Annotated in this window: 18 protein-coding genes; 7 read left to right on the forward strand and 11 right to left on the reverse strand. The window is 51.8% G+C overall.

Translation table 11 applies throughout. The features are described from left to right. Positions 1-263 precede the first annotated feature (263 nt). Positions 264-1,295 (forward strand): hypothetical protein, encoded by a 1,032-nt coding sequence (locus AACZ40_RS04415; protein WP_291166869.1) that lies wholly within the window; start codon positions 264-266, stop codon positions 1,293-1,295. Between the two features lie 104 nt (positions 1,296-1,399). Here AACZ40_RS04415 and AACZ40_RS04420 read toward each other — a convergent pair whose 3' ends face one another. The 6 genes from AACZ40_RS04420 to AACZ40_RS04445 form a co-directional block, all read right to left on the reverse strand. Then, positions 1,400-1,957 (reverse strand): hypothetical protein, encoded by a 558-nt coding sequence (locus AACZ40_RS04420; RefSeq protein ID WP_291166871.1) that lies wholly within the window; start codon positions 1,955-1,957, stop codon positions 1,400-1,402. Between the two features lie 146 nt (positions 1,958-2,103). After that, positions 2,104-5,610, reverse strand: coding sequence for an FtsX-like permease family protein (locus AACZ40_RS04425; RefSeq protein ID WP_291166872.1), 3,507 nt, complete (start codon positions 5,608-5,610; stop codon positions 2,104-2,106). 34 nt (positions 5,611-5,644) lie between these two features. After that, the gene (locus AACZ40_RS04430; protein ID WP_291166874.1) at positions 5,645-6,337 is read right to left on the reverse strand and encodes an ABC transporter ATP-binding protein; all 693 of its coding nucleotides are present in this window, start codon (positions 6,335-6,337) and stop codon (positions 5,645-5,647) included. A gap of 20 nt (positions 6,338-6,357) precedes the next feature. Beyond that, the gene (locus AACZ40_RS04435) at positions 6,358-6,789 is read right to left on the reverse strand and encodes a thioesterase family protein (protein WP_291166876.1); all 432 of its coding nucleotides are present in this window, start codon (positions 6,787-6,789) and stop codon (positions 6,358-6,360) included. A gap of 103 nt (positions 6,790-6,892) precedes the next feature. Then, positions 6,893-8,899: a sodium:solute symporter family protein gene (locus AACZ40_RS04440; RefSeq protein ID WP_291166878.1), complete on the reverse strand. Its 2,007-nt coding sequence runs from the start codon at positions 8,897-8,899 to the stop codon at positions 6,893-6,895. Continuing rightward, the gene (locus AACZ40_RS04445) at positions 8,899-9,135 is read right to left on the reverse strand and encodes a DUF3311 domain-containing protein (protein WP_291166880.1); all 237 of its coding nucleotides are present in this window, start codon (positions 9,133-9,135) and stop codon (positions 8,899-8,901) included. Before AACZ40_RS04445 ends, AACZ40_RS04440 begins: the two co-directional genes overlap by 1 nt. Before the next feature lie 372 nt (positions 9,136-9,507). Between AACZ40_RS04445 and AACZ40_RS04450 the strand changes: the two genes are divergently transcribed. From AACZ40_RS04450 to AACZ40_RS04475, 6 genes are all read left to right on the forward strand, one after another. Then, the gene (locus AACZ40_RS04450) at positions 9,508-10,569 is read left to right on the forward strand and encodes a DUF1080 domain-containing protein (RefSeq protein ID WP_291166882.1); all 1,062 of its coding nucleotides are present in this window, start codon (positions 9,508-9,510) and stop codon (positions 10,567-10,569) included. Between the two features lie 238 nt (positions 10,570-10,807). Beyond that, complete coding sequence (locus AACZ40_RS04455) at positions 10,808-11,404, forward strand: NfeD family protein (RefSeq protein ID WP_291166883.1); 597 nt, start codon at positions 10,808-10,810, stop codon at positions 11,402-11,404. 141 nt (positions 11,405-11,545) lie between these two features. Beyond that, the gene (gene floA, locus AACZ40_RS04460; RefSeq protein ID WP_291166885.1) at positions 11,546-12,595 is read left to right on the forward strand and encodes a flotillin-like protein FloA; all 1,050 of its coding nucleotides are present in this window, start codon (positions 11,546-11,548) and stop codon (positions 12,593-12,595) included. Positions 12,596-12,659: 64 nt separating this feature from the next. Beyond that, a complete protein-coding gene (locus AACZ40_RS04465; protein ID WP_291166887.1) occupies positions 12,660-13,370 on the forward strand; it encodes a hypothetical protein in 711 nt (236 codons plus the stop codon). A 67-nt stretch (positions 13,371-13,437) separates the two neighbouring features. Beyond that, complete coding sequence (locus tag AACZ40_RS04470; RefSeq protein ID WP_291166889.1) at positions 13,438-14,535, forward strand: glycosyltransferase family 4 protein; 1,098 nt, start codon at positions 13,438-13,440, stop codon at positions 14,533-14,535. 62 nt (positions 14,536-14,597) lie between these two features. Further along, entirely contained in the window at positions 14,598-15,836 is a 1,239-nt protein-coding gene (locus AACZ40_RS04475; RefSeq protein ID WP_339673429.1) for a CinA family nicotinamide mononucleotide deamidase-related protein, read from the forward strand. Positions 15,837-15,862: 26 nt separating this feature from the next. Here the strand turns inward: AACZ40_RS04475 and AACZ40_RS04480 are convergent, their stop codons facing one another. From AACZ40_RS04480 to fabF, 5 genes are all read right to left on the reverse strand, one after another. Then, positions 15,863-20,107 carry a DUF4332 domain-containing protein gene (locus AACZ40_RS04480; RefSeq protein WP_339673431.1) on the reverse strand — a complete coding sequence of 1,415 codons (4,245 nt, stop codon included), beginning with the start codon at positions 20,105-20,107 and terminating at the stop codon, positions 15,863-15,865. After that, positions 20,104-21,444 (reverse strand): hypothetical protein, encoded by a 1,341-nt coding sequence (locus AACZ40_RS04485; protein ID WP_291166895.1) that lies wholly within the window; start codon positions 21,442-21,444, stop codon positions 20,104-20,106. The genes AACZ40_RS04480 and AACZ40_RS04485 overlap by 4 nt, the downstream gene beginning before the upstream one ends. A gap of 213 nt (positions 21,445-21,657) precedes the next feature. Then, the gene (locus tag AACZ40_RS04490) at positions 21,658-22,077 is read right to left on the reverse strand and encodes a response regulator (RefSeq protein WP_291166897.1); all 420 of its coding nucleotides are present in this window, start codon (positions 22,075-22,077) and stop codon (positions 21,658-21,660) included. 441 nt (positions 22,078-22,518) lie between these two features. Then, on the reverse strand, positions 22,519-23,559 hold the full coding sequence (locus AACZ40_RS04495) for an alpha/beta fold hydrolase (protein WP_291166899.1): 1,041 nt from the start codon (positions 23,557-23,559) through the stop codon (positions 22,519-22,521). 480 nt (positions 23,560-24,039) lie between these two features. Then, entirely contained in the window at positions 24,040-25,323 is a 1,284-nt protein-coding gene (gene fabF, locus AACZ40_RS04500; RefSeq protein WP_291166900.1) for a beta-ketoacyl-ACP synthase II, read from the reverse strand. Between the last annotated feature and the right edge of the window lie 90 nt (positions 25,324-25,413).

Here is a 25,413-nt window from a genome sequence, read left to right on the forward strand (position 1 = left end):
AAAACAGGTTCTTTTGTAGTGAAGATCAGGAACAAGTGGCTTGTGTTTCAGTGCACTGTAAACTGGTCACGCGCGCGACTCACTTTGGTGCTTATCGCCAGCGGCGCGGCGGGGTCAAGGGCAAAATTTGCAGTGGAATGACAATATGTTTATCTATCGGGGTGACAGGCTGCTACAATCAGGCTTTCCAGAAAGCAGGCCGAACCAGTCTATGTGATAACTTGAGATTCAGTGATTTACTGAATCAGGAAGGGTGAGTTCAGTTGAGAAATCGATTTTTAACAGCCATTTTTATGGGACTGATGAGTTGCCTCTGTTCCATTTTACCCGCCGCTGATGAGACGATACTGGCGATTGAGGGCCGCAGAATGACCGCGGAGCAGGCGGCAGTTGTGGAAAAGCAGGTCAAAGAAAATCCAAAAGATAGCGAAGCCCGCGTGAAACTGCTGGGGTATTATTTCACGAAACAGTTTGCCGACGCCGCGGCCCGAAAGGCAAAACAGGAGAATGTGTTGTGGCTGATTGAGAATGAACCTCAGTCGAAGATTATGGGATCTCCGTTCGGGCAGATGGATGCGATTCTGGATGGAGAGGCTTATACCCGCGGCAAACAAGCCTGGGAAAAACAACTCAAAGCGCAGCCGGACAACCTGAAGCTGCTGGATCATGCGGCGAATTATTTGATGCTGCATGATCGGGATCTGGCGAAACAGCTATTGGAAAAAGCGCAGAAGCTGGATGCGGAAAATCCTCAATGGGCGCGGGATCTCGGGCAATTGTATTCGCTGGACATGCAGAGCAGTTCTTCACTCAAGGCACAGAAAGATGCAGCAGCGAAAGCACTGCAGCAACTGGAGATTGCCTATCAGCTTTCGGCCAATCATGCCAAAGATGCGCTGTTAACGAGCCTGGCAAAGGCAGCTCTGGGGGCAGGTGACACGGAAAAAGCAAGACAGTATGCGGAGCTGATGCTGAACCAGGTGGGGTCGGACTGGAACAGTGGCAATAAAGTGCATTATGCAAATATTACGCTCGGTAAAATTGCCCTGGCGGAAGGGAATATGGAAGCCGCGAAGCAGTATCTGATCAAAGCGGGCAAGACGAAAGGTTCGCCTCAACTCAATTCGTTCGGTCCTGATTTCAGTCTGGCGAAAGCGCTGCTGGAAAAAGATCAGAAAGAAGTCGTGCTCGAATACCTGACTCTGTGTGGCAACTTCTGGGCGCTGGGGAAAGCCCGCCTGGCGGAATGGTCGAAAGCAATCAAGGATAACCAGATTCCGAAAACTTTGCGGTAAGGATTTGAAAATGGATGTTTCGAAGAAAAAACCCTGTTCCGATTTGAAAACCGGAACAGGGTTGGGGTTTATTTGATCTGTTCGATGAGAACAGAAATAGTTGATTATGTTGTGCCGGTATCGTTGATGGCTGGTTCGACGACTTGTTCGACCGCTGCGGGAACCGCATGTGGTTTATCGACGGGTTTATAAATCATGACCATCGCAGCACCGGCGGCGGCGAGGCCTAACCCGAGGAAGAACCTGAGATCGGGGAGTGTTTTAGTTGGATGGAAGACAGTGATGGTGGCGATGGTATTCACAATGGGAGCACCTGCGAACACGAGCGGCGCGACATAGATGGCAGCTCCTTTGCCGCCGGTGGTCACCGCAAAGATCACACAGAGCGCGCCCATGGCGCCGGCGGTTCCGGCGAGGATGCCCCAGAGGATCGGGCCGGTGTCGAAGTTCACGCCCGCTTTGGCAGTTGGATCTTTTCCCAGTACGAAGATGAAGAAGCAGGGGATCAGAACCGCGACCAGAAAGTAAGCCATCCCCACGAACAGGAAGGCGCGGAGGTTACTGTGCAGTTTCTGGGCAGCGATATGAACGAGAGGCACATAGGTCCCCCATGAAAGAGCGGCGCAGGCGACAAAGATTAAGACAATCGTCCATTTCGACATCGTTTAAACTCCTGAAAAACGGGAGGGAGGGATCATTTCCATTGGCGAGACAACACAGTAGTCATGATAGTAACTTTGTGAAATTCCAGCACCCGACAGACGTGCCTTTTTGTGCGAATCGATGAAATGCGGCTGTGTACAAACTCTTATGAAGCCCTTAATGTTGCCAGAATCGGTGCCCGGACGGCATCGGCGACCGCCAGCAGCGCTGCCAGCATGCCTGTCACCAGGACCGCCAGCAGGATGAGCAGACCGCTTTCCCAGGGGAGATCGGCGCCGGTAGACAACAGATGTGGCAACATTGCCAGCAGGGCGGAGACGGTTCCCGAAACCAGCCCCCAGAGCAGGAGAAACGCATTTTCAGAAAGGACGATGACCGCGACATCGCTGCCCGTCATGCCGATGGCACGCAGCAGAGCCAGTTCGCTGCGGCGTTCGACCACATTACGTAACATCACGGTCGCAAGCCCGAGGGTTCCCAGCAGCAGACCCAGACCGCCCAGCGTCTGGAAGGTTGAGAGGTAGGTATTTTGTACGGCGAGGAAGTCGGCGAGTCGATTGGCGACGAGGTCGGCGTCGAACCCGTATTCGGTCAGTCCTGTTTCGAGAACGCCGGCGAGCTTGTCTGCCTGGGCGGGGGGGATTTCAATCAGAAAATATTCAAAGCCGGCCTGCTCGGGAAACAGCGTTTGAAAATGCTGTTCTGAAATAAGCAGCACGCCTTGAAAGATACTGCCATCAAACATGCCTTTGATTTTCAACTGATGTTCGGGACGTTCGTCAGACGGGATGCCGACTGTCGCGCCAATGCCTTTATGCAGGCTGTACATGAGCGTATTCATATCACCCAGCGCGGGGATGGAGCCGTCTGCCTGTGGTTCGTTGAGCAGTTTCCAGGGATTGTCAGCCGGTGTGTCTGCGAACTTGAAACCACCGCGTTCAATCATTTCCTGGGGAACGCCGAGGATCGTGGGGACACTGGTCTGGTAAATATTCAGGCAACTGGCATTCTCGCCTGGTTTGACGCGGAAGGGAATCACCTGCATCTGTTTCAGGAGCTGCTGTGTTTCCGGATCGTCAGGAACGTTGACCAGCATTTTGCTGCGTCCCTCTTCGGTGTTCAAATCGTAGATCAGGGGAGACGTGGATTCAGCGATGAGTGTGAACCCGCCGTTCCCGGAATCTTTCTCGGGGCTTTCGACCGCAGGATTACGATGTCCGGCGGCGACAGAGACAAGCACGAATGTCGCCGAGGCAATGAGTGCGGTTGTTAATACACTCCGCTGACGGAAGCGACCGGCATTGCGGATGCCAAGCTTGATGAGTGTTCCGGTCCCGGCGCCTTTGATCGGAGTCGTGGAAGTCTGTCTAAGTCGACTGGACAGAAAGCTGAGGCTGGCAACCAGTGATAGAGTACCAACCAGAAAGAAAGAAACGGTCTGCCAGGAGAAGCCGGAAAACGCTTCCTGTCGGGGAATGAGGCCGAAGACGGTTCCCAGAACCAGAATGACCGCGAGGGCAAGTGAGATTTTGTAGATATAACCCACGCGGCGGGTTTCCCTGGCGGACTCTGTATCAGTCGAATTCACGCCCGCGAGCAGGCTGCGGATGGAAATCTGTTTGAGTTCAGACATCGATTTCCAGATGACGAAGCCTGAGAAAAGTACCGCGATCAGGAATCCGATGATGAGACTGGTCGCTGTCAGATCGAGATACAGGAAGCGAGTGCCGATGGCACCGATCCACCAGGTTTTCAGGCCATATAACATCAGTGAGGCATAACCGATGGCAGCGAGAATTCCCAGGATGCCACCGGTCAGAATCACGATGAAGGCTTCTTTGAAGATGATCTGTCTGACCTGTTGTGGCGTAAATCCGATGGCGGAAAGGAGGCCGATCGACGAGACGCGGCGGTCAATGCCCAGCTTGAACAGCAGGCGAATTAAAATGATTGCTGACAGAATGATAAAAAAGCTGAAGCCAATAAACAGCCCGCTGAAATCGGTGGTTCCACTGGCGGCTGCGAGACCCAGCAGCTTGATGGGTTGTACGGTGAGACCCATTTTAAAGACGTCGATCTTTTTGAGTAACTCGCTCGCAAACAGGGGAGCGGTTTCTTCCAGGGATTTTCCGGGCAGGGGAGTGAACCGCAGTGAAGTCAGGCTGCCATAGCGGCTGTTCCATAATGACTGAGCTGTTCCCAGTGAGACGAAGGCTTTGGGAGTGGCCTTGTATTTGTCCCAGTAATCTTCATCACGATCGGTGACGCGGGTCAACTGCATGGGAAAGGGCTGTTTCCAGTCGCCGAAGGTGTCGGCATCGGTGATGCCTTCCATGTCGGGAGTCAGCTTGCGGTCGGCAGCGGGAGTGCCATCGAGGGCGATGATGCCACGCACTTTGAAAGTCTGTTCGACATCGGGCAGTTCTCCCCGGGAACCGACGACATGGTACTTCATGCGAATATCATCACCGACTTTGACATTCAGGTCTTTGGCCAGCCATTCGTTGATGACGATGTCATTTTCGTCTAAGGGGAGTTCCGGCTTTGCCCCGATAAACTGGAACGGACCAAAGGGGGGCTGCTGAGTGAAATTGAGTCCCGCGACAATCGAATACATGGAGTACTGTTCTTTGAGTTCCGTCTTTCCCTTCTGGGCAGGTTCGATTTCATTGGCGATGTAGACCATCACGGGAGACGTTCGTAGACCCAGTGACTTCGCTGCCGCCATACCCGCCTGTTCGATCTGGGGATCGAGAATCATCTGATCGCTTTCAAGCGAGAGATACTGATAATCCTTGTTGGGGACAATCTTCAGATTGAGGTCTTCGAGCTTCAGGGAACTCTTCAGAACGGACTCCAGCTGACGGGCTGTTTCCAGAGCAGCAGGAGAAACAGCGTCCGGGCTGTCGGAGCTGAAAAAGAGGGAGTTCACTCGAGCGGGTCGGGACTGAGGGTTGCGGCGCGAAGCGACAATCTCGTCGAGGTCTAATGCTGATTGCAGCGTTTTGAGAGAGATAAACAGATCAAGGGGCAGTTGCTGATTGGGAAGCAGGGCCAGGCGACCTGCTTTAGAATCGGCGTCGAGGATGGTGCTGACGGTGAGGGTGATTTCGACAGACTGTTCTTCACGTTCGCCCAGCAGGGAGTCGCGGGGAATCGCGGAAGGGAGTTCGATCCAGAGTGTGATTTCATCGCCGACCGCGGCCTGTAACTGTTCCGCGACGCGCGAGTTGAGGATGGCCTGATCGTCCTGGGGCGGAGGGAGATCCGGATGTTCGAGCAGTGACCAGAGGCGTTCATCGGTGCCAAAGATATTGACCTGTCCGACACGCAGATGTTGGTCGTCCCGATTTTTTTCCAGGCTGCCTCGCAGGACCAGGGCGGGGGCGATGGTTTTGATGTGCCCGGGGAGGTCGGTGGATTTGCTGAGATCCTCGGCCAGTTGTTCGCGGAAGAAGCGATGTCCCGAGATGACGAAATCGATTTTCCCCAGGCGGTCGAGGGTCATTTGTCGCAAGCTGGCCCGTACGGAATCGCCGACGATGAGTGCCCCTCCAATGACTGCGGTGGCGGCGATGACCCCTAGAAGAACCGCGAGATTGGTGCGCCAGTGGTAAGTCAGGCTTTTGAAAACAAATCGCGATTGATTCATGAATCGAACTCTTGCGAAGATTGTAATTGGATTTTCAGGCTGTTTCTGTCACGAGCGATCCATCGCGCAGCCGCTGATGCTGGGGGAACAGGACCGCCAGTTCGCGGCTGTGTGTGACACAGATCAGGATCGTGTTCTGTTCCTGATTGATTTCCAGCAGCAGTTTGCCGATCGCTTCAGTATTAATGCGGTCGAGATTTCCCGTGGGTTCATCGGCCAGCAGCAGTCGCGGGTTATTGATCAGTGCACGGCAGACGGCGACCCGCTGGCGTTCGCCGCCGGATATCTGGGCGGGGCGGTGATTCAATCGATCTGAAAGACCCACGCGTTCGAGCAGGTGGCGGGCGCGGTCTTCTGCATCAGTGGAACCACTCTGCGAGACCATGGTCGGGATCAGGACGTTCTCCAGAACCGAGAACTGTGGCATCAGATGATGGTCCTGAAAAATAAAACCGATGTTCCGGTTGCGGAATTCTGCCTGCTGCTTTGCCTGCAGTTCAAACGGGTTCTGGCCGAACTCAATCACCTCGCCGGCTGTGGGCTGATCGAGTACGCCGAGAATATAGAGCAGTGTGCTTTTGCCTGAACCGGAAGGTCCGGTGATGGCCAGCGCCTCTCCCCGGTTAAGACTTAAGTTTACGTTGTTGAGGATCGGCAGCGATTCACCCGCGAGTGAAAATTCTTTCGACAAGTCGCGGACCATCAGTTGCTGTTGCGCGTCATTCATGTTGATCCCTGCTTAACAGATTATTCCGTCTGATCCATTGATGCTTCAAATTTCAGCAGCATCCACTCGGGGATGGCGATGGATTGCATGGGGCTGCCGAGTGTGAACTGACAGCAGACCGTTTTCATGCGCCCCCTGGCAATTTTTGTTTTGTCACGCCAGAGATCGTATTCGATTGTCAGTGATTTCACGCCGATCCGTTCTATGTTTAAGCGGATCTCGAGCAGATCTCCATAATAGGCGGGTGATTCAAACGAGCATTGAGCTGAAACCCGGGGCCAGCCGAGAATAGAGCCGTCTGCCTGTTTATCCACAATGGTCAGACCCAGCGAACGGAAGTATTCGTGTTCGGCCTGTTCCATGTACTTATAGAAGTTGGCAAAGTGGACGATGCCAGCCATGTCGGTCTCATGAAATTCGACACGGCGGGTTGTTTTAAAAGTACAGGACATGCGCGGCTCTATAGAATGAGTCAACAACAGGCTGTGGAACATACGTCTGATGTTCGGCACAGCCTGTCGTATTTCTAACAATCTTAACTTGGTTCATTCTGGTTTAGTCTTCGGGGAAGAAACGAACCAGGGTTTCTTTACTGGGTGGCGAAGTCACCAGGGAAACCAGGATCATCGCGGCTGCCGAAACGACCACCATGGTTGCGACAGGCATCATACCCAAGAATGTGTAATCCGGATTCAAAGCGAATTTCGCTTCCCGGAACAGATACAGCCAGGTTCCGAAAGCAACGATGACTCCCGCATAGGTTCCCGCTTTCGTAAGCCGTTTCCAGTAGACAGCGGCAAAGATAATCGGGAACAGACTGGAGAATCCACTGAAACACCAGACCCCCAGCGTGAAGACGCGCCGCGGCTCCAGCAGACTGAAGCCGTAGGTAATCGCCACAATGATAATAATAAACATGCGAGCCATGAAGACAACCTGTTTATCGGTAAAACGGTCTTTCCCGGCGTAGTGTACGACCATGTCTTCGGTAAACATGGTTCCGAGACAGAGGAACTGGCTGTCAAGCGAGGACATGATGGCCGCCAGGATCCCCGCCGTCAGGAAGCCGGCCAGGACAGGCGAGGTCATCTTTTTCACCATCGCTGCCAACACTGCGTTCGCCGGGAAGTGGGGCGGGAAGAGGGGGGCTCCTTCGAATGTGGCAGAAGTCGCCCAGATGCCGACCAGCACACAGGGAACCCAGACAATCATAATAAACAGCGGATGTGCGACCACAGGCAGTTTGAAAGTGGCAGCGCTGCGTGCTGTGAGCCAGTGCTGAAACAGGTGAGGAAACATGCCGACCGAGAGAGGCACGAAGAAGTATGTGAAGAAGACCAGCTTGCTCATCGGATGTGGTGCATCCGGTGCCCAACTGCTGGCGCGGTACACTCCCAGCGCTTTTTTGATGGTCCATTTTTTCCCTTTGGAGGGATCGTTCGGATCCAGATCATGCTCGGGGTGACCAATGTTCTCTGCGAAGATCAGCATGGCTTTTTCGTCTTCGGCGTTGGCTCTGCGCGGGTATTCGCGCAGATCGTGATGCGCCATCAGGCCCTGTTTCCATTTATCGGGAAAGGGATCTGGCATGACGCGGTCATCCTGCGTCAGCAGGGCTTTGTTGACCTGTTCGTTCGTGAGTTTATACAGCTCGTTTTCAGACGCATAGATTGCTTCTGCTGATGTTTGCCAGTTGGGAAACCGGGGTTTGAATTCTTTGTAGGCTTCGGCTTTCTGTGCGTCAGTCAACTTTAATGTTTTGAGAATCCGACGGGCATAGTTGTATTTGGCGACTAAGGTCCAGGTCTGATAACGTTCGGCATAACGGACGCGGTCTGCCGGATCGACGGCGCGCATCAGCTTGGACGGGTTCTTTTCCAGGACTGCGTGGCTGGCTGCCTGGAGTCCGCCCAGCTTGCTTGAGATAACCACGAAAGTGACGACACCCAGCACCATAAACACGATGGTCTGGAAGGTATTCGCCCACGCGGTTCCCCGCATCCCGCCGAAGAAGACATAGATGAGTACGACCAGGCTGATGACCAGAGACCCCAGCCAGGGGGGAACGCCGTAGTCGTAGTCGGCAAAGGAGCTTTCAAAGGCACCTTCTGTAATACTGCTGATGACCACGCCGGATGACATCACGCCGATCAGCAGGTAGGGAATAACCAGTCCGACCAGGATGGGGAACAGGATAATACCGATGCGGTCACTTTCCAGGCGGTCGCGGAAGAACTGGATCTGAGTGGTGTAACCGTATTTATAACCCCACGACCAGAGTTTAATCCCCAGGAGGAAGAAACAGAGTGAGTGAATGATACCACTGGAAGAGGCCAGCATCCCGTAGACACCGACACCTTCTTTGTAAGCTTCTCCACTGGAACCGACGAGTGCGAAGGCCGTCATCGTCGTTCCGAAAATGGACATCAGCAGCAGAAAGGGACCGATCGAGTGGCTGGCCAGCATGTAGTCCTTACTGGTTCCCTTAAACAGTCGACTGGAAAAGACCCCCAGAAACAACAGTAGCGACAAATAGATTCCGATAATTACCAGCTGGATCATTATTCTGTTTCTCCTGTTTCCTGGGCGGGGGCTTCTTTAGCAACTTCTTCAAGGTGATGTGGCCAGGCATATTTGGTTGCCAGGAACCAGACAATGGATGCTGCGACGGAGATCCCTGCCTGATAAAGCAGGGTGATCGGCATGAAGCCCCAGATGAGACGTTTATCGTCCCATAACCAGTTATCCTGGTGAATGATGATAAGCAGGACAACCAGGCCATATACGGTGTATCTCATGAGTCATCTTTTCTATTGTTGACAGAGTCGCTTCAGGTGGGTTCCACGTGCCAGAAGGTAGTACGGCTATAGGCGGGAAGCAGGATGTTTCGGATCCCGCTGAATCGCACTGGATTCCTATTGTGACAAATTCTCCAAAGAGTCACAACATACCGATTATAATTGTGTCAATAAACCTGCTGATCACAATGAGAACTGATGTTGAGTGTTAACGATAATTTACAAAAACCTGTGTTTCGCCGGTGGGGAAGAATCTTAAAATTCAAAGCGGTCATTCAGGCTTGCAAATGAGGGAAAGTCTCCCCAGAATGGTGGTTTACACAGGAATGTTGATCATTTTCGATTAAGATTATTAGAGAATCTGGGGGATAGATGTTTCGTCTTTTACTGGTCGGTTTATTTGCATTTCAATTTCTGCTGACATCGACAGCATTTGCCCAGGCTCCCAAAGGGGATAAAAAATTCGCAATCCTCGATATCAATAACGTTGATGAAGACTTTCTCTACCAGGGGGAATACTTCGGCCTGATTGGCAATGACTGTTCCTGGTGTGGTGAAGCGGCGCTGGGCCTGCAGGTCGTTGCTCGAGGTGATGGTCAATTTATTGCCTCCCTCTATCATGGTGGACTGCCCGGGAATGGCTGGGACCGCTCGGCACGAGTCGAACTGGCAGGAACACGACAAGGAGATGTGTTATTTCTGACCGGCGGTGATTTTCAGTTACAGGTTTTGCACGGGGGCGTTGTCGATGTGCGGGACAATGCAGGGCATCTGCTGGGACAGTTGCTGAAAACACAGCGTCACAGCATAACACTGGGGGCGACTCCGCCTCCCGGGGCAACTGTACTGTTTGATGGTACTTCCACCGCTATGCTGAAAGACGCCGAAATCACAGAGGAAGGCCTGTTGAAGGAGGGGACCGAATTCAAGCATACCTACCGCAGTTTCCGTCTGCACCTGGAATTTCGCCTGCCTTATATGCCTTATGCTACCGGGCAGGCTCGCAGTAACAGTGGTGTTTATCTGCAGAGCCGCTATGAAGTCCAGATTCTGGATTCGTTCGGACTGGAAGGCGTCGAGAATGAATGTGGTGGTCTTTACAAGCAGAAGCGGGGTGATGTGAATATGTGTTTTCCGCCCCTCAGCTGGCAGACCTATGATATCGCTTTCGTGGCTCCCAAATTCAATGCGGCAGGTGAAAAGATCAAAAATGCTTTCATCACGGTTCTGCTGAATGGTGTGCCCGTCCATCAGGATTACTCGATCATCGCAAAAACCGGCGGGGGTAAGCAGGAAGGTCCCGAACTGTTTCCCATCAAACTGCAGGACCATTCCAACCCGGTACGCTTCCGGAATATCTGGATCGTGGATTTAAGTAACCAGCCGGATCCGGTTTATTGTTCGCCCTGCCAGACGCTGGCCTGCGATCCGTAAGTCAGAAAGCAAAGCGATCTGGGGAAGATTATTCGGACGAACCGATTCAGAACCAGATTTTCCGTTCGCAACTTGCCTTGCTGATGGGAACCGGTACAATAAGATTGCGGCGTCATAAGCTGCAGTCCTGTACGAGTATACGAATAGAATTGACTGTTTGAATTCACTCGAACTATTGTACTTTTCCGGTTTGAAACCAAGGTGGGAAAGGACAGCGCACGGAAAGTCTGTAGGCCTGATGGATTATTCACTCATAGCAGTTCTTGCTTTAGCTGTCGCGTTGATGATGATGGTCGCCGAGATCTTTCTTCCCTCCGGCGGAATCATTGCCGTGCTGGCTTTATCCAGTATTGCAGTCTCTGTCTGGGGGGCCTGGATGGCCTGGTGGGGTTCGAGTCCCGGACTGTGGTGGACTTATATTGCCAGTGTAATTGTGCTGATCCCGACGACACTGGGATTCGCTGTCCGCTTCTTTCCCAATACGGCTTGGGGGAAAAAGGTGATTCACGAAGTCCCCACTCTGGATGAGGTTACAGGGTTCCGCGAAGAAACCGATCATTTACGTTCCTTGATCGGAAAGAGGGGAAAAACACAAACTCTTTTGAACCCCAGCGGGTTTGTACTCGTTAATCATGAGAGACATCACTGCGAAAGCCAGGGGATGATCGTAGACTCGCAGGTGGATGTCGAAATTATTGCCGTGGAAGGCTCCCGGCTGGTCGTCAAAGTTGTCAAACAGCCGGCTGCTGACGAGTCGAAACCGGTAGAGGAATCAGCCGACTCCGATCAGAGAATGACAGATGATTCACTTGATTTTGATGTACCCGAAAATTGAATCTGCAGGGCGTCTCTGGATGCTGAACGTAATTTACTTTACAATATGCAAGTCAAAATGGAGTTCCAGGTTATAATAGTTGGTTTCAGTTGTTGCTGAACATCATCTGGATCTAAATTTTCTTAGGATTGGAAAACAGGAATGAGCACCTTGAATCTTTTCGCTGCTGAAGATATTTCCACAATTACCTGGATTATCGGAGTTGTCGTTTTTCTCGGGGTGTTGGTCTTTTTCGCGGTTTTCGCCCGTTTTGCCGGACTGTGGATTCAGTGCAAAATGACGAATGCCAAGATTTCGTTTCCGAACCTGGTGATGATGACGATTCGAAAAGTGAACCCCACGATCATCGTGCGCAGTAAAATCATGGCAATCCAGGCAGGGGTCACCCGGACGTATGATATCTCAACCCGGGATCTGGAAGCCCATTATCTTGCCGGGGGGAATGTGCCGAATGTGATCCGGGCTTTGATTGCCGCCCAGCGGGCCAAGATTGATCTGGACTGGCAGTCAGCGCAGGCGATTGACCTGGCCGGAAGGGATATTTTGGACGCCGTTCGGACAAGCGTTTATCCCAAGGTCATTGACTGTCCCGATTCGCGGAAGACGAACAGTACGCTGGATGCCGTAGCCGGCGATGGAATTCAGTTGAATGTACGAGCCCGGGTTACCGTGCGGACCAATCTGAAACAGCTGGTTGGTGGAGCAACCGAAGAGACAGTGATCGCACGTGTCGGCCAGGGGATTGTGCAGGCCATCGGTTCCACTGATTCCTACAAAAAGGTTCTGGAAAACCCGGATAAAATAACGCAGATCGTATTGAATGAAGGCTTAGAGAAACAGACGGCTTACACGATTGTTTCGATTGACATTGCTGACATCGATGTCGGCGAAAATATTGGTGCGCGACTGCAGGCCGATCACGCGGAAGCAGAAATGCGGGTTGCGCAGGCCAAGGCAGAACAGCGTCGTGCGGAACAGAAAGCGCGTGAGCAGGAAATGGTGGCGCTCACACAGGAGAACCGGGCCAAGGTGGTGCTGGCAGAAGCCAAAGTTCCCGAGGCCATTGCCAGCGCATTTCGCAGTAAGAAGATGGGTCTGATGGACTATTATGAACTGAAAAACGTTCAGGCCGATACGAAAATGCGGGATGCAATTGCCACGCCCGAGCGGGAAATGTCTCCTGCGAATTAAGACACTCACCGGATGTTTGTGGAATGAAATGGCTTTTCAGACCGGATTTTAAGACAGGACTCAAATGATGGAATTTCCCATACTGGCCGCTGGTGATGATATCGTCGGAGTGATTGTCGGGGTGATTTTTCTGTTGATCAGTGCCGCCAGTGCCATCGGTAATATTGCCAAGGAAAAAAATAAGCCGCAACCAGGCAAGGTCAAAGAAAAAGCTGCCTTGCAGAAAGAACTGGAAAAATTTCTCCAGGAGGCGATGAATCCCCAGGCGGAGAAAAAGGAGAAACCGGCCGAAGTTGATTTCTTCGAAGACGATGTCCAGGCAACAACCACCGTGCAGCAGCAACCTCCCGTCGCCGTGCAGCAACCTCCGGTCAGGCGTCGCCGAAAAAAAGAGAATCTGCAACCCCAGGGGCGGCGGACCCAGCAGGTCAAACAAGTTGTAGAGGAACCCAGGGCTCACATTTCGGCCCGGGAACGCGCAGAGTTGCAGGAAGCAGCCCGTCAGAAGCGACTGGGTGGCTCAATGCGTGAACGAATCGAGAAGCGGCAGAAGAAACATCTTCAAAGCACTATTCACAGCAAGCTCGATGATATCACTGGTCGTCCCCCGTCGGAACTTTTTGGTTCGCGTGAAAGTGAAACGCGAAGTTCATCCGATGGTAAACGAGGCGGAAGCAGGCAACTTCGTGAGTTGCTGCGTGATCGTCAGGCATTCAAGCAGGCGATCATCCTGAACGAAATACTTTCCCCACCTCTGTCCCGTCGCCGTTCCTGATGATGAATCTGACACCGCATATCACTTTGATCTTTTCTGCTACTGCGGCAGCGCTGGAAATATGCAAATGAGTAAAGCAGATTCTCCTCTGAAGGTGTTACTCTTCGCAGGGCCGTTTGAAGTCAGGGGTACTTCGGCTTATACCCTGCGGCTGGCGCAATACACGGCTGCTTATGGAATCGAGACGCAGGTTGTTTGTCCCAATGCGACCAAAGTCGATCCGGGTATGCGGACCAGACTGGATATAAAAGAGTTTCGGAATCTGAATGTTCCCATACTGGGTAATATGATTTTACATCTGGTAAAACAGGAGCTGGAAAAGAAACCACCCGATCTGATCCATATCCAGTCTCGCCATGTTTTACCCCAGGGACAATGGGTGGCCCGCAAACTGAAACGCCCCTTTCTACTCACTGTGAATGACTATCTGCAGAGTGATGAGCGTCTGCGGATTGACATGCGATGGTGCAGGGGAGTGATTACTGTCAGCGAATCGGTCAAAAAAGATCTGATCGCCCGCACCGGCCTGCCCGAAGATTTTGTACTGGTGATTTCCAGTGGCGTGGATGTGCCTGAGCAGTCTCTGCACGTTCCGGTACTGTCTCGGGATCACCAGCCTGTTGTCGGTACAGCGGGGCCGCTGGAAGCCATAAAAGGCCTGCCTTATTTTCTGGGAGCCGCCAGTCGTGTGCTGGAAGTAAATCCCGACGTCCAGTTTCTGGTATCGGGGGCAGGCCCGGAAGAAAGCAATTTGCGTCACCTGGTTCGTGATCTGGAAATTACAGAAAACGTTACCTTTGTGCCTAATCTGTATGACTTTTCGATTTCTCTGGAGGCCATGGATATTTTCTGTCTGGCTTCACTCAGGCAGGGGCTGGGAACGATCATGCTGGAAGCGATGGCATTGGGCAGACCCGTGATCGCGACAGGGGTGGGCGGCATCTATTCTGTCATCCGGGATGGGGAAACAGGGCTGGTGATTCCTCCTTCCAACAGTGAAATCCTGGCGAACAGTATCCTGAAGTTACTGGACGATCCTTTGAAAGCCCGGGCGATGGGAGAATCGGCGCGGGAACTGGTTCGACAGGAATTCCGGGTGGAGACCATGGTTGAGAAAACCGTGGAACAGTATAAACTGGCTTTGCAGACTCCGGTGGGCAGCTGAAACAGGAAACGGTCTGTCACTGCCGGAACAGTGATTCTCCCCTCTCGTTACTGGATACAGGAATGCAAGCAGAAATAATCGCGATTGGCAGTGAACTGACGAATGGGGAAAAACTGGATACGAACAGTCAGTGGCTGAGTACAGAACTGGCAGCGGTCGGCATCTCCACTCATTTTCATACAACAATTGCCGACAATCTGGATGAAATCGTAACGCAGTTTCGCCTTTCCGTGCAGCGTTCTGATCTGATTCTCATTACAGGAGGGCTGGGGCCAACACTGGATGACCTGACCCGGCAGACGCTGGCGGAGTTAACGGGCACTGATCTCGTTCTGGATAAGAAATCAATGGAGATCATTGAGGCCATGTTTCAGAAGCGATCGCGCGAGATGCCCGAGCGGAATCGCATTCAGGCCATGTTTCCCCGTGGCGCAGAACCGATCAAGAATGAACATGGCACTGCTCCGGGAATCTGGATGGAAGTTCCGCGACTCGATGGTAAATCAATCTGTCTGATTGCCGCGATGCCCGGCGTTCCTTCAGAAATGAAGCCTATGTTTTATCAGTCCGTATTACCTCGCGTCACGCGTGGCACGAATATGATCCGCTTTGCACGGATCAACTGTTTTGGAGTGGGGGAGTCGCAGACAGAAGAATTGCTGGGTGATATCACCAGTCGAGGTCGTGATCCGGAAGTGGGAATCACGGCACATGAAGCCACCATTACCCTGCGGATTAAAGCCATGGGGAGTTCTGTTGAGGAGTGTGAGCAGAAGATTGCTGAGACGAATATTCTGATTCAGGAACGACTCGGGGAATATATCTTTGGCTATGAAGACGAAGAGCTGGAGCATGTGGTGATGATGCTGCTCAGTCAGAAACAGCAGACACTGTCAACCTGTGAGTGTGGCACGGGGGGCTTGCTCTCCTATCGTCTGACCGAAGTCAATGGTTCTGCGGACTGGTATACGGGAGGAATTATTTCTCGACTGGAGTCAGTCTGCGAATATTTAGACCCTGGAACCGAACATGCGGCAGTGGAATTCAATGCAGCAGGAGCAGTCCTGATTGCGCAGGTGACGCAGAAAAAATATCAAACGGATTTTGCATTAGCAATTCTGCTTGATCCCCACCAGTCATGGCAGGATGCGAGTCAGGTTCCCCAGGCTTACGTTGCCTTAGCGAATCGAGAATCCGAGTGGGTGGATGAAATCGGACTGACGGTCAATCGGGCGATTGCGAAAAGCCGTGTCACGAAAGCAGCGCTCAATCTGCTGAGACGGAATCTGATTCTAAAGTAGATCGCAGTTTCGCATTGCAGCCATTCTCAGGCAGCATGCAGTTTTCTGGCTTTCTGCGACCATCGAATCCAGTCTGTAATTTCATTGAAGTCAGGCTTCTTTCCGCCACGAATAATCTGCTGTCCTTCGCTGGTTTTGACGAACGATTTTACTTTGCCAAACAATTCCTGCGGTGAAGTCCTGGCGATCTGATCTGGCTCATAAAAGCCACAGGCGACCAGAATCTGTGCATCGTGACCGCGCAGTCCGGGAACACAGCAGACGAGCCTGGTCTGCTTTTTCCAGACGCGAATCGTACGCTCTTTAATGTGAGAAACATTCAACTGATTCGCGATATGTTCCGGGTTACACTCCAGAAAATCATTGACCGTGAAGATCCCCACTTTTTCCAGGCGGACTGCCGTTTTGGGGCCGATAGAGGGAGCCTGCTCCACGGGCATGGAACGATTCAGAAAAAAAGGGGGTGTGTTGGGCTTTGCGTCCCCAGACTCGGTATGCGAACCATCTCTTCGATAATCACGTCGTTCCTGTGGTACCGGGGGTTGAGGTTTCTGTTCGGTGGCAGCAGCTTTCTGCGGGTGAAACTTCCGCGCCTGATGGGCGGATTGAATCCATTGTTGCACGAGCGGCTCGGTGATGAGCATCTCACTGGCTGGCTCAGCGAGGAGACTGGTTTCAATCAGCGACCAGAGTTCCGGGAACGACATGCTGATAACGTCACCTGGTTCTGTGATGCCACACTGAACCAGAAACGCTGCCTGCTGCGGTTTGATTCCCCGAATGCAGGCAGCCAGTCTGGCCTGGCTCTGCCATTCAAAAATCAATCCCGCGGAAATTTCTTCCGGTAACCGTGCAGCCAGTTGTTCTGCAGGTTGAGACAGGAGTTGTGCAATCGAATGAATCCCAGCCTGGTTCAGTTGCTGAATCTGGACCGGAGTGAGAGAGTATAGTTTGTGAACGGGAGAAGACCACTCCAACTGATAAACAGATTCTATGGACGGCGGTGCTTCCAGAACGGCGGTTGAAGACTGGGATGAGGAAGCGTGGTGAAGCTGGAGCTCAGATCCCACAGGCGACTCTGAGATGACCGGAGAGTGCCTTTCGGGGGAGGAATTCTCTTCTGTTGTGAGCCAGACCGGTGGTGTTCCCTGTTCTGCAAATAGACGGGTTAAATGCAGATGGCAGGTGAAGAACAGAATCTGCTGTCCTTTCTTTGCGACCGAAATCAGGGTTTCAATGGCTGCCTGGGTTCGGCTCTGATCGAAGTTGACGAGAACATCATCCAGGACCATGGGAAGTTCCACACCGTTATTGCGGAAACGTTCGACCATTGCCAGTCGGATCGCCAGGAAGAGCTGTTCCCGGGTGCCGCTGCTCAGTTCGCTGACCGTGAGCGTGTGCCCTTCGTTGTCGTCGATTTTAGGATATTGTTCTCCCAGAGGAGTCCAGATATTACAGTATTTCCCATTAGTTAACTGTCTCAGGTAGTCAGATGCAATCGCCAGGGTTTCCGGCTGACTGGTCCGTTCAAATTCTGACTGCAGTTTTTGCAGACCGACGGCAGAAAGCTCAGTTGTAAACCAGTCTGCGCTGGCCTGCCTGATCTGTTCCAGGATCTGCTCGCGCTGAAACCGGAGTTGCACTGCAGTGCGATCGGTTTTGGCGTTTTGATAATCCTGTTTCAGTCGACCCATGTTTTCCGCTGTCGTGACCAGGTCCTGCTCGATGTCTTCCAGTTCCAGATTGAGCATTTCCAGCTGCTCGGCATTTGCTTCGGCATCAAAATTCAACAGGTCTTCTTCCACAATGGCCATTTCCTGTTCCGACTGGCTGGCACGTTCCAGTTCCCGCTGGGCCGTTGCGAGGGTCTTTTCAAGCTGAATCCGCTCCGTCAGCGAGGCGGCTCGTTTCAGAAACTCTTCACGGCTGGCAGCGCCACCCTGAATGAGTAATGTTGAACGCTGATGTTTGGTTTCCTCCAGTTTTAAATTCAGAGAGTCGGCATCCTGACGCAGTCGCTGTTCTTCTTTCATCAGCCTGGCACGTGCTTCACGCTGACTGGAAAGGGTTTCGAGTTCCCGCTCCCACGCGGTCACCTGTTCGAAGGGGGTGACCGAATTCTGCTGACGGCGATTCATCCGCAATCCCAGCTCGTGGATGCGATTGAAATACATGTCAACGAGATCACCCGTGGGTTTGATTTTCTGTTGTGCCTGTTCCAGCTGATTTCGGAAGAGATTGGCCTGTGAAACCTGCTGCCACATCCGGAAAGCGTCATCCACTTTGAGGGTTTCCGTCAGTCCCAGGTGCTTCAGACATTCACACCACTCATGCCGTTTGCTGCTGAAGTTACGCTGGATTTCCTGGGACCGGTTTCGCAGTTTGACCAGTAACTGACGTGTTTTCTGGGCGCGCTCCTGGGCAATTTTCAACTGTTCCAGTTCCGCAATTTTGAACGCGAGTTCATGCAACAGATCGGTACGAAGAATATTTTCATCATTGAAGTTCAACGCGGGGATTGTCTCTCGCTGACGATGACTGCTGAGGGAGTGTCCTTCCGAGAGCGATTTCAGTGCGAAGTATTCATCTTCGAGGATGCGGTCGATTTCCTGGCGTGTCTCGCGCAGGTGGACGTCGAGCGCCCAGCTTTCATCCTGCAGTTCTTCTGCCTGATCCTGCACATCGATTTCAAAATGTTTTTTGATGGCCCAGGTGATTCCTCCCAGAAAGAGACCACTCAGGCAGAAAATCAGCCCCACCAGTTTCGCATCGGAAACACCCCGCCAGAAACCGGCGAGAACCAGGAACGCCCCGGCCAGAGCGAAGCCGAACAGCGTTTTCTTTGCCCAGCCGGGCAGTCGTGAGTTGGTCTGCAGGCGTTCCAGTTGTTCCTTGACTGCTTCCTGGCGAATGACAAATTCCGATTCTCTTACCCGTAACTGGCTGAGCCGTTCGAGATGCTTCATGCGTTCCCGGGCACGCTTGAGTTCGGCTTCGATCGAGTGGCCGTTAAGAAGCCGTGAAGACTGTTCCTGCAGGCTGGCCAGGGTCTGCTGATATTTTCGTGAGACTTTTTTGTAGCGACGGTGTGCATTTTTTCGCTTCGTCCCGGCCACGCGATATTCGCGTGCGGCTTCGATCAGTCGTTGGTTGTGATCGGGCGTGGTTTTAATATGTGTTAAATGCCTGATGTTCTGATTCTGACTCAGGTAGTTCTGCAGTATCGATTCCAGTTCCTGTGCGCTGGCAATTCCGGATTTGTGCTGATGCTCGAGATCGGTCATCCAGGGTTGCTGTTCAACCAGACTCTGGATACTGGGCGCAAAATTTAACAATTCATTGTCAAGTTCTGCCTGTTCGATCTGTTTGCGGAGACCACTGAGTTCTGCTTTGAGCTCGATCCGTTTGGCTTCCACCTGCTTGATTTCCTGGTCATATTCATTGAGCAGACTCACGCCATCTTTCGGGAACTCGGCGACAACAGGCAATCGCTTCAACTGCTGTTGCAGGTCTTGCACTTCCTGCCATGGTTTCCAGACACGATCCAGGAAACGATGCCCCCGGATCTGGTACTGGAGACCTGATTTTCGCTTTTTCAGACTGTCCGATTCAGATCGGACTTTCTGCAGCTCATTCGAGAGATTGAAAAAACGTTGCGACTGCTGTTTCAGATCCGACAGTTTTGCATTGGTTTCTTCCAGTTGCTGATACAGTTCCGGGAGTTTTCCTGATTTGTTATCGCGGCTTAACAGTGACTGTCGGGACTGGCTGACCTGTTTTGCAGCATCCAGAATCGCCTGCCCTTCCGGTCCGAGTGTCAAACCATAAATATGTTGAGCAACCTGATCACCGTGCAGGGTTCCCAGTTCCTGCAGTTCGTTCAACCCGATGGCAAACACATTTTCATAAACGCTTTCGTTTACCCCTGATTGAAGTGAGGTCAGCAGGTCTGCTCCAGAGATTCCCCTGGTCTGGCTCTGAAAAGAAAAATGGCCTCGACCTTTCGCAGTGGTTTGTCTCTGGATTTCGTAAAACTGTCCCTGATGACGAATGTCCAACAACGCAGACCAGGGGACCGCATCGGGAACGCGTGAATGTTCGCGCAATTCGTCGGATTGAAAACCGTAGAGGATACCGCGAATCATGCGCATCAGAGTCGATTTACCCGTTTCGTTCGGGCCGTAGAACACATTGATTCCTGGATCGAGTGAAGCAAGATTCAGGTCCTGCCAGTTCCCAAACTGGCTTACATGGATTCTGGTAATTTTCATACGTGTACTTCCTCGTCCGATGAAACATCAAGCCATGTTTGTCCATTGTGGATGGCTGCATTGATGATCTGCCGATCGTCAAGCTGTGCGGTGACCGAATTCAGACGCTGCAACCAGCTTTGATCCAGGTGAGTGGCTTGTGTGAGTAACTGTTGGAGCGGGTGTTCTGACTCTGACTGGAACGTATTGAGTTGAGTCTGAAACAGTTGCGATAAAGTAGAACCTGTTCCTGGCAATTCACTGTTTTTCGCCTGCAGATAAAACGATTGTTCTATGCCAACCGGAAGTCTCTCTTTGACGACCAGTGCCAGTTCATTGCTCAGGCTGCCCTGATGTTTGAAGTTTCTGAGCGAATCAAACAGTTCACCCGATCCCTGTAACTGCCAGCGCACCATCCATAATTTCTCATGGCTCCCCTTTTGATGGGACAGGAGCGATTCCTGCATGAGATGAATCAGATGAGAACGAGATGTTTCCGGCTGAAGTTGCAGTTTCAGAACGAGCCAGCGGACGGACGCCAGTCGCAGTGTTCGCTGTTCGAGTTGTGGTTCTGTGCCCACTGTTACCAGGGTGACTCCGTTTTGTTCATGCTCGCCGAAGTTGAGTCCCTGTGCTGTACCCGGGTGGTGTGCGACCCCCGGATGCATTTCGAATGTATGTCTTTGTGTGCCTTTGCAGAGCGCCAGGTAGTCCACAGAAACATCGTTGGATTCTTCCGACTGCCATTCCGCAGGCAGATACTCATCGGACAGAGAAAGTGGAATAGCCTGTGTTAATTCGCCGGCGGTATCAGAGTGATCTGTAGGCAGATTTGCTGCGATCAATCCGATCGAGAGGGCGCGTTCCTCCTGTTTGTTAAACAGTTGATTGCGTTGATTCAGTTTAAGTGGCTGTGAATATTTGCGGTGCGCCGACCCCAGGATCTGCAGGGTGGCAATCGTTTCGTTTTCACGGAGGATATCGATCACATCACGGTCCTGCGGGGAAAGGAATGTGATGTTGGCAGGCCAGTTGTATTGCAGATCCCAGGCACTCAAAGGATCGTGTTGTCCGGGAACGATAAAAACCTGAATCTGATCCGCAGCCAGTTTTTGAAAGCCTTCGATTAATGCGATGCGGGCACGAATGCTGAAATCATCGGCAATAAAGGAGTTACCGCTCAGAAGCAGAAAATCAATTTCATATTCCCGGCAGGCTTCAATCAGATGGGAAAACGTTTCGAGCGTACAATCTTCGAGGATTGTTTGAGACTCGTGAGAAACTGCGCCTACCCCTTGCGCCTGATGGTCCAGTCGCAGATTACTGGCATGGATAAACCGGGTTGGTACAAATGGCATGGCAGACTCCTTTCCGCCGCTCAACCTGCTGACGTCTATTGTTCCACAATGTGGCCAGTGATGCAGGTGGCAGTGATGCTTTTTAAGAATTTCAATTTTGTCTGGAAGTGTACTTCACTCCGCACTTTAAGAAAAGTGGAGTCTGCGGAAAAAGTCCCTGTAACAAGGTTGATATTTCAGATGACAGGGACATCCCGTACAGCAGAACGGGTCCTAATTTCCCAGCCAGAACTTCACATCCGGGTCATGGTAGGTGTCAACCAGTGCGTGTGAGACTGTGGTGACTAACTCCTGACGTTTGACTGGCTTAGACAGGACTTCATAGGCCTTCGCTTCGGACGCATCCTGTCGCAATTCATCAGTCGCATCGGCGGTGATTAAAATACAGGGAAGCATCGCGTTGATCTGTTTCATCAGACGCATGGCTTCCAGGCCGGTAAGAATGTCCATATGCATGTCGAGCAGCACAATGTCGACGGAAATCTGTTCGACCAGTTCAACGGCTTCCTCTCCTGATTCAGCCTCAAACAGTCTGAAATAGGGGGCCAGCACTTCCTTGAGCACGGCGCGAAACCCGGAATCATCATCGGCAATCAAGAGCTGATAAGGAGCCTGTGATCTGGCAATAACCATATGACATCTCACCAAATAATCCGGAAGGTCGCCGCCACAGCGGACATTTATGATAACCTTAGTTCGAAAAGGGAATCCTGCAAATAGCGTTTTATGTACTTCAGGTTAAGCAAATCAGATACCATTGTCATGAAGAAAAATGATTCTGGCTATAAGTCTAATTATATTTATTAGATAGGGCTGTTGGAAATTATCGGAGAGCAGTAAGTAACCGTAATGATTCGGTAGATTCTTCCTGAAATCGCTGTCAAATAGGCAGAAAACTCAATCCCAGTGGGGGGCAGGGGGGGCAGAGCAACACAGTCTGGAACGCATCACAGTAAAGCATTGCATCCCTTAAATTAAGAGGCTTGGTCCAGATGCTCTTCGAGACGCTACTTTTAAACGGGCACAGTCTAAAGACTTTTTCTACAGCCGAATTGTAGTCCGGGATGAATCGGCTCAGGCGGACCGCTTACTGGGGAGAAAGTCGGCAGGAGCATTCAAAGTCTCTGGAAATGTATGTTCTTCTACCTGGGAACTGGTTTCTACCATTTGTGAAAAAAAGTCGAGGGCTGCCGAGTCAAATCTTTCCAGTTGAGCAAAACGCCCCGCATTGTGAATCGCCCCTGGTAAAGAGCAGACGGTAATGTGAGCATTGCGGATCCGTTTCACGATCAAATCGGTCATTCGGGGAACAACACTCTGATCTTTTTCCCCAGTGAAAAACAGCAGGTTTCGCTGCTTCAGTGCTTTGAGTCGCGATTTCAGATTGATGTATCGACAACCCTGCCTGCGTTGTGAATACCAGATCATGATTCGAAAGGCACGGATTACTTCTGAAGTGGGTACGATTTGAATAAACAATCGCGGCAGGAAACGTTCTCCCCAGCGAATCGCATGATCCAGAAAGAGTTCTTCATTCAGGAAGGCGCCTTCACAGGCTACGAACTGGATTTCAGGCGATTGTGCAGCAACACCGAGTACCGTTCCTGCTCCGCGGCTCATGCCCAGAAGCCCCAGTGGCAACGGAGAAAGTTCGGGTTGGGTACGCAGGAAGTCGATGGCCGCTCGGGCATCAGTGAGCTCATGTTGTGAGAGCCAGTGTATGGACTGGTAGCGGGGGTCAGAATCGCTTTCGCCATGGTTACGGAAGTCAAATGAAAAGACCGCAAAACCTGCTTCGAGCAGTCCGCGACATTGAAAGAGCGCGATTCGTCCTGTGGATTTAAAGGGATGGCAGAAGAGTATCACGCCCCTGGGTGGAGTTCCTGCCGGCGCTGCAATGAAACCATGAAGTGTCAGACCGTCCTTTGTGGGAAACGTGATATCTCTGATCTGAATACGCGCGTCGTTTTCCGGAAGTTGTGCGAGTGTACCAATCAGATTGAATCGATCAGGCATCGGCGCAAACAACACTGGATAAGCGGCGCGCATGATGCAGTACTGGACTATGATTTCAACTGAGATTGCGATCAAAACGCACCAAAGCAACCAACTCACTGCTGTCTCCCTGGTGGTAACAGAACCTGACTGCTTCACAAGCAGGCTCTGTATTCAGATAAGGTTGTAGACTCTTGAATCCGGGATCATCGACGATACTGACGTCTTGCGTAAATCTCCTTTGAGGTTACACATGCGTAGTTTACCCGGTTCAGCTGTGAGCGCCTTGATCAATTTCGCGGGTCCGGGCTGATCTTGGCAAAAAAATCAGAATTTGCCGGAACCCCAATTTAAACGAGATGAGGAAACTCAAATCGATTGAGTGTCCTCAAAGTCAGTTAAAGAAACGGTGGTACCATCATCCGCATTGGATACGAAGTATATCAGTGCATTTCCTGCTGGATTGACTCTTTAACAACTTAGCTGAGCGCAGCTTTATAACTCTCAGGCCCGGTATGACACATTGTCCGGTATGCTCGGCATACTCTCTGGCGTACCCGCTTGAGATGGTTCACCCGTCATTTCAGGATTGATAGACCATCAGTCTTTGAATTCCGAGAAAATCAAGGCAATGTTCTGTCCGCCAAATCCAAAGCTGTTCGACAGGGTTGTCGTCACTTTTTTCTGACGTGCTTCATTGGGAATATAATCCAGGTCACAATCAGGATCGGGCGTTTCGTAATTAATGGTTGGCGGGATGACATTATCACGGATCGCCATCAGGCAGGTGATGGCTTCGACACTACCCGCTGCGGCAATCAGGTGTCCCATCATGCTTTTGATGCTGGAGACAGGAGTCTTATAGGCGGCTTCTCCCAGTGCCCCTTTGATGGCTTTCGTTTCCACGCGATCGTTAACCGCGGTACTGGTTCCGTGGGCATTGATATAATGGATCTCATCCTGATTGATCTGCGCGTGATTCATCGCCATCTTAATGCACTTGATGGCGCCGCGTCCCTCGGGGTGAATGTCGGTCACACGGTAAGCGTCGGCAGTGGATCCGTAACCAACCAGTTCGCCATAAATTTTCGCACCACGTTTCTGCGCCCGTTCCAGGTCTTCCAGAATCATCATGCCTGCCCCTTCGCCGAGCACAAATCCATCCCGATTACGATCAAAGGGACGCGATGATTTCGCCGGATTTTCGTTGTGGGTTGAAAGGGCTGTCAGCAGGCTGAAACCTGTAACGCCGAAAGGATGAATCATGCTGTGTGCTCCACCTGAGAGCATGATATCGACATCACCACGACGAATCAGTTCTGATGCTTCGCCAATTGCCTGACTGGAAGCGGCACAGGCAGTCAGACAGTTCAGGTTTGGGCCTTGTGCATTGAACAGGCTGGCCAGGTGGCCGGCAGCCATGTTGGGTTCCTGTTCCAGTTCGAAGCGCGGGTTGAGCTGCTCCAGCCCGACCTTGGTGAATTTTTCCAGATCTACTTGCCCATCGTTCTGAGCCTGGGCAATGATCTTCATGAATGTATAGAAGTCCTGTTGTCCTTCGCCGGCTCCCAGGTAAACACCAAAGGTGGCGGGATCAAAGTCATCATCCAGAATCCCCGAGTCTTTGACTGCCTGGGTAGCGGCACCGATGGCATAACGGATATTGCGGCCTGAATGCTCAAAGCGATCCAGATTGTCGACATAGTCTTCCAGATGGAAGTCGTGGACTTCGGCAGCAAAACGAGTCGGAAAATTCGAAGCATCGAAATGCGTGATATTGGAAATACCACATTTGGATTCCTGAAGTGCTTTCCAGGTATCTTCCACGGTTTTTCCCAGGGGAGTAATAGCGCCAATTCCAGTGATCACAACGCGGCGGTTCATAGCTTCGAACTCTTGTTATAAAATTGATTTTGTAACAGCAGACAAATCTCAGAGCCAGAAGAACTGTTCAAATGTGATTTGCCGCCAGTT

It is taken from the genome of uncultured Gimesia sp. (genome assembly GCF_963972345.1).
Classification (GTDB): Bacteria; Planctomycetota; Planctomycetia; order Planctomycetales; family Planctomycetaceae; genus Gimesia.

Bases quoted from the DNA above. Each gene is read 5' to 3' on its own strand.
- AACZ40_RS04420 (WP_291166871.1), bottom strand. From the start codon at position 1,957: ATGTCGAAATGGACGATTGTCTTAATCTTTGTCGCCTGCGCCGCTCTT.
- AACZ40_RS04425 (WP_291166872.1), bottom strand. From the start codon at position 5,610: ATGAATCAATCGCGATTTGTTTTCAAAAGCCTGACTTACCACTGGCGC.
- AACZ40_RS04430 (WP_291166874.1), bottom strand. From the start codon at position 6,337: ATGAATGACGCGCAACAGCAACTGATGGTCCGCGACTTGTCGAAAGAA.
- AACZ40_RS04435 (WP_291166876.1), bottom strand. From the start codon at position 6,789: ATGTCCTGTACTTTTAAAACAACCCGCCGTGTCGAATTTCATGAGACC.
- AACZ40_RS04440 (WP_291166878.1), bottom strand. From the start codon at position 8,899: ATGATCCAGCTGGTAATTATCGGAATCTATTTGTCGCTACTGTTGTTT.
- AACZ40_RS04445 (WP_291166880.1), bottom strand. From the start codon at position 9,135: ATGAGATACACCGTATATGGCCTGGTTGTCCTGCTTATCATCATTCAC.
- AACZ40_RS04450 (WP_291166882.1), top strand. From the start codon at position 9,508: ATGTTTCGTCTTTTACTGGTCGGTTTATTTGCATTTCAATTTCTGCTG.
- AACZ40_RS04455 (WP_291166883.1), top strand. From the start codon at position 10,808: ATGGATTATTCACTCATAGCAGTTCTTGCTTTAGCTGTCGCGTTGATG.
- floA (WP_291166885.1), top strand. From the start codon at position 11,546: ATGAGCACCTTGAATCTTTTCGCTGCTGAAGATATTTCCACAATTACC.
- AACZ40_RS04465 (WP_291166887.1), top strand. From the start codon at position 12,660: ATGATGGAATTTCCCATACTGGCCGCTGGTGATGATATCGTCGGAGTG.
- AACZ40_RS04470 (WP_291166889.1), top strand. From the start codon at position 13,438: ATGAGTAAAGCAGATTCTCCTCTGAAGGTGTTACTCTTCGCAGGGCCG.
- AACZ40_RS04475 (WP_339673429.1), top strand. From the start codon at position 14,598: ATGCAAGCAGAAATAATCGCGATTGGCAGTGAACTGACGAATGGGGAA.
- AACZ40_RS04480 (WP_339673431.1), bottom strand. From the start codon at position 20,107: ATGAAAATTACCAGAATCCATGTAAGCCAGTTTGGGAACTGGCAGGAC.
- AACZ40_RS04485 (WP_291166895.1), bottom strand. From the start codon at position 21,444: ATGCCATTTGTACCAACCCGGTTTATCCATGCCAGTAATCTGCGACTG.
- AACZ40_RS04490 (WP_291166897.1), bottom strand. From the start codon at position 22,077: ATGGTTATTGCCAGATCACAGGCTCCTTATCAGCTCTTGATTGCCGAT.
- fabF (WP_291166900.1), bottom strand. From the start codon at position 25,323: ATGAACCGCCGCGTTGTGATCACTGGAATTGGCGCTATTACTCCCCTG.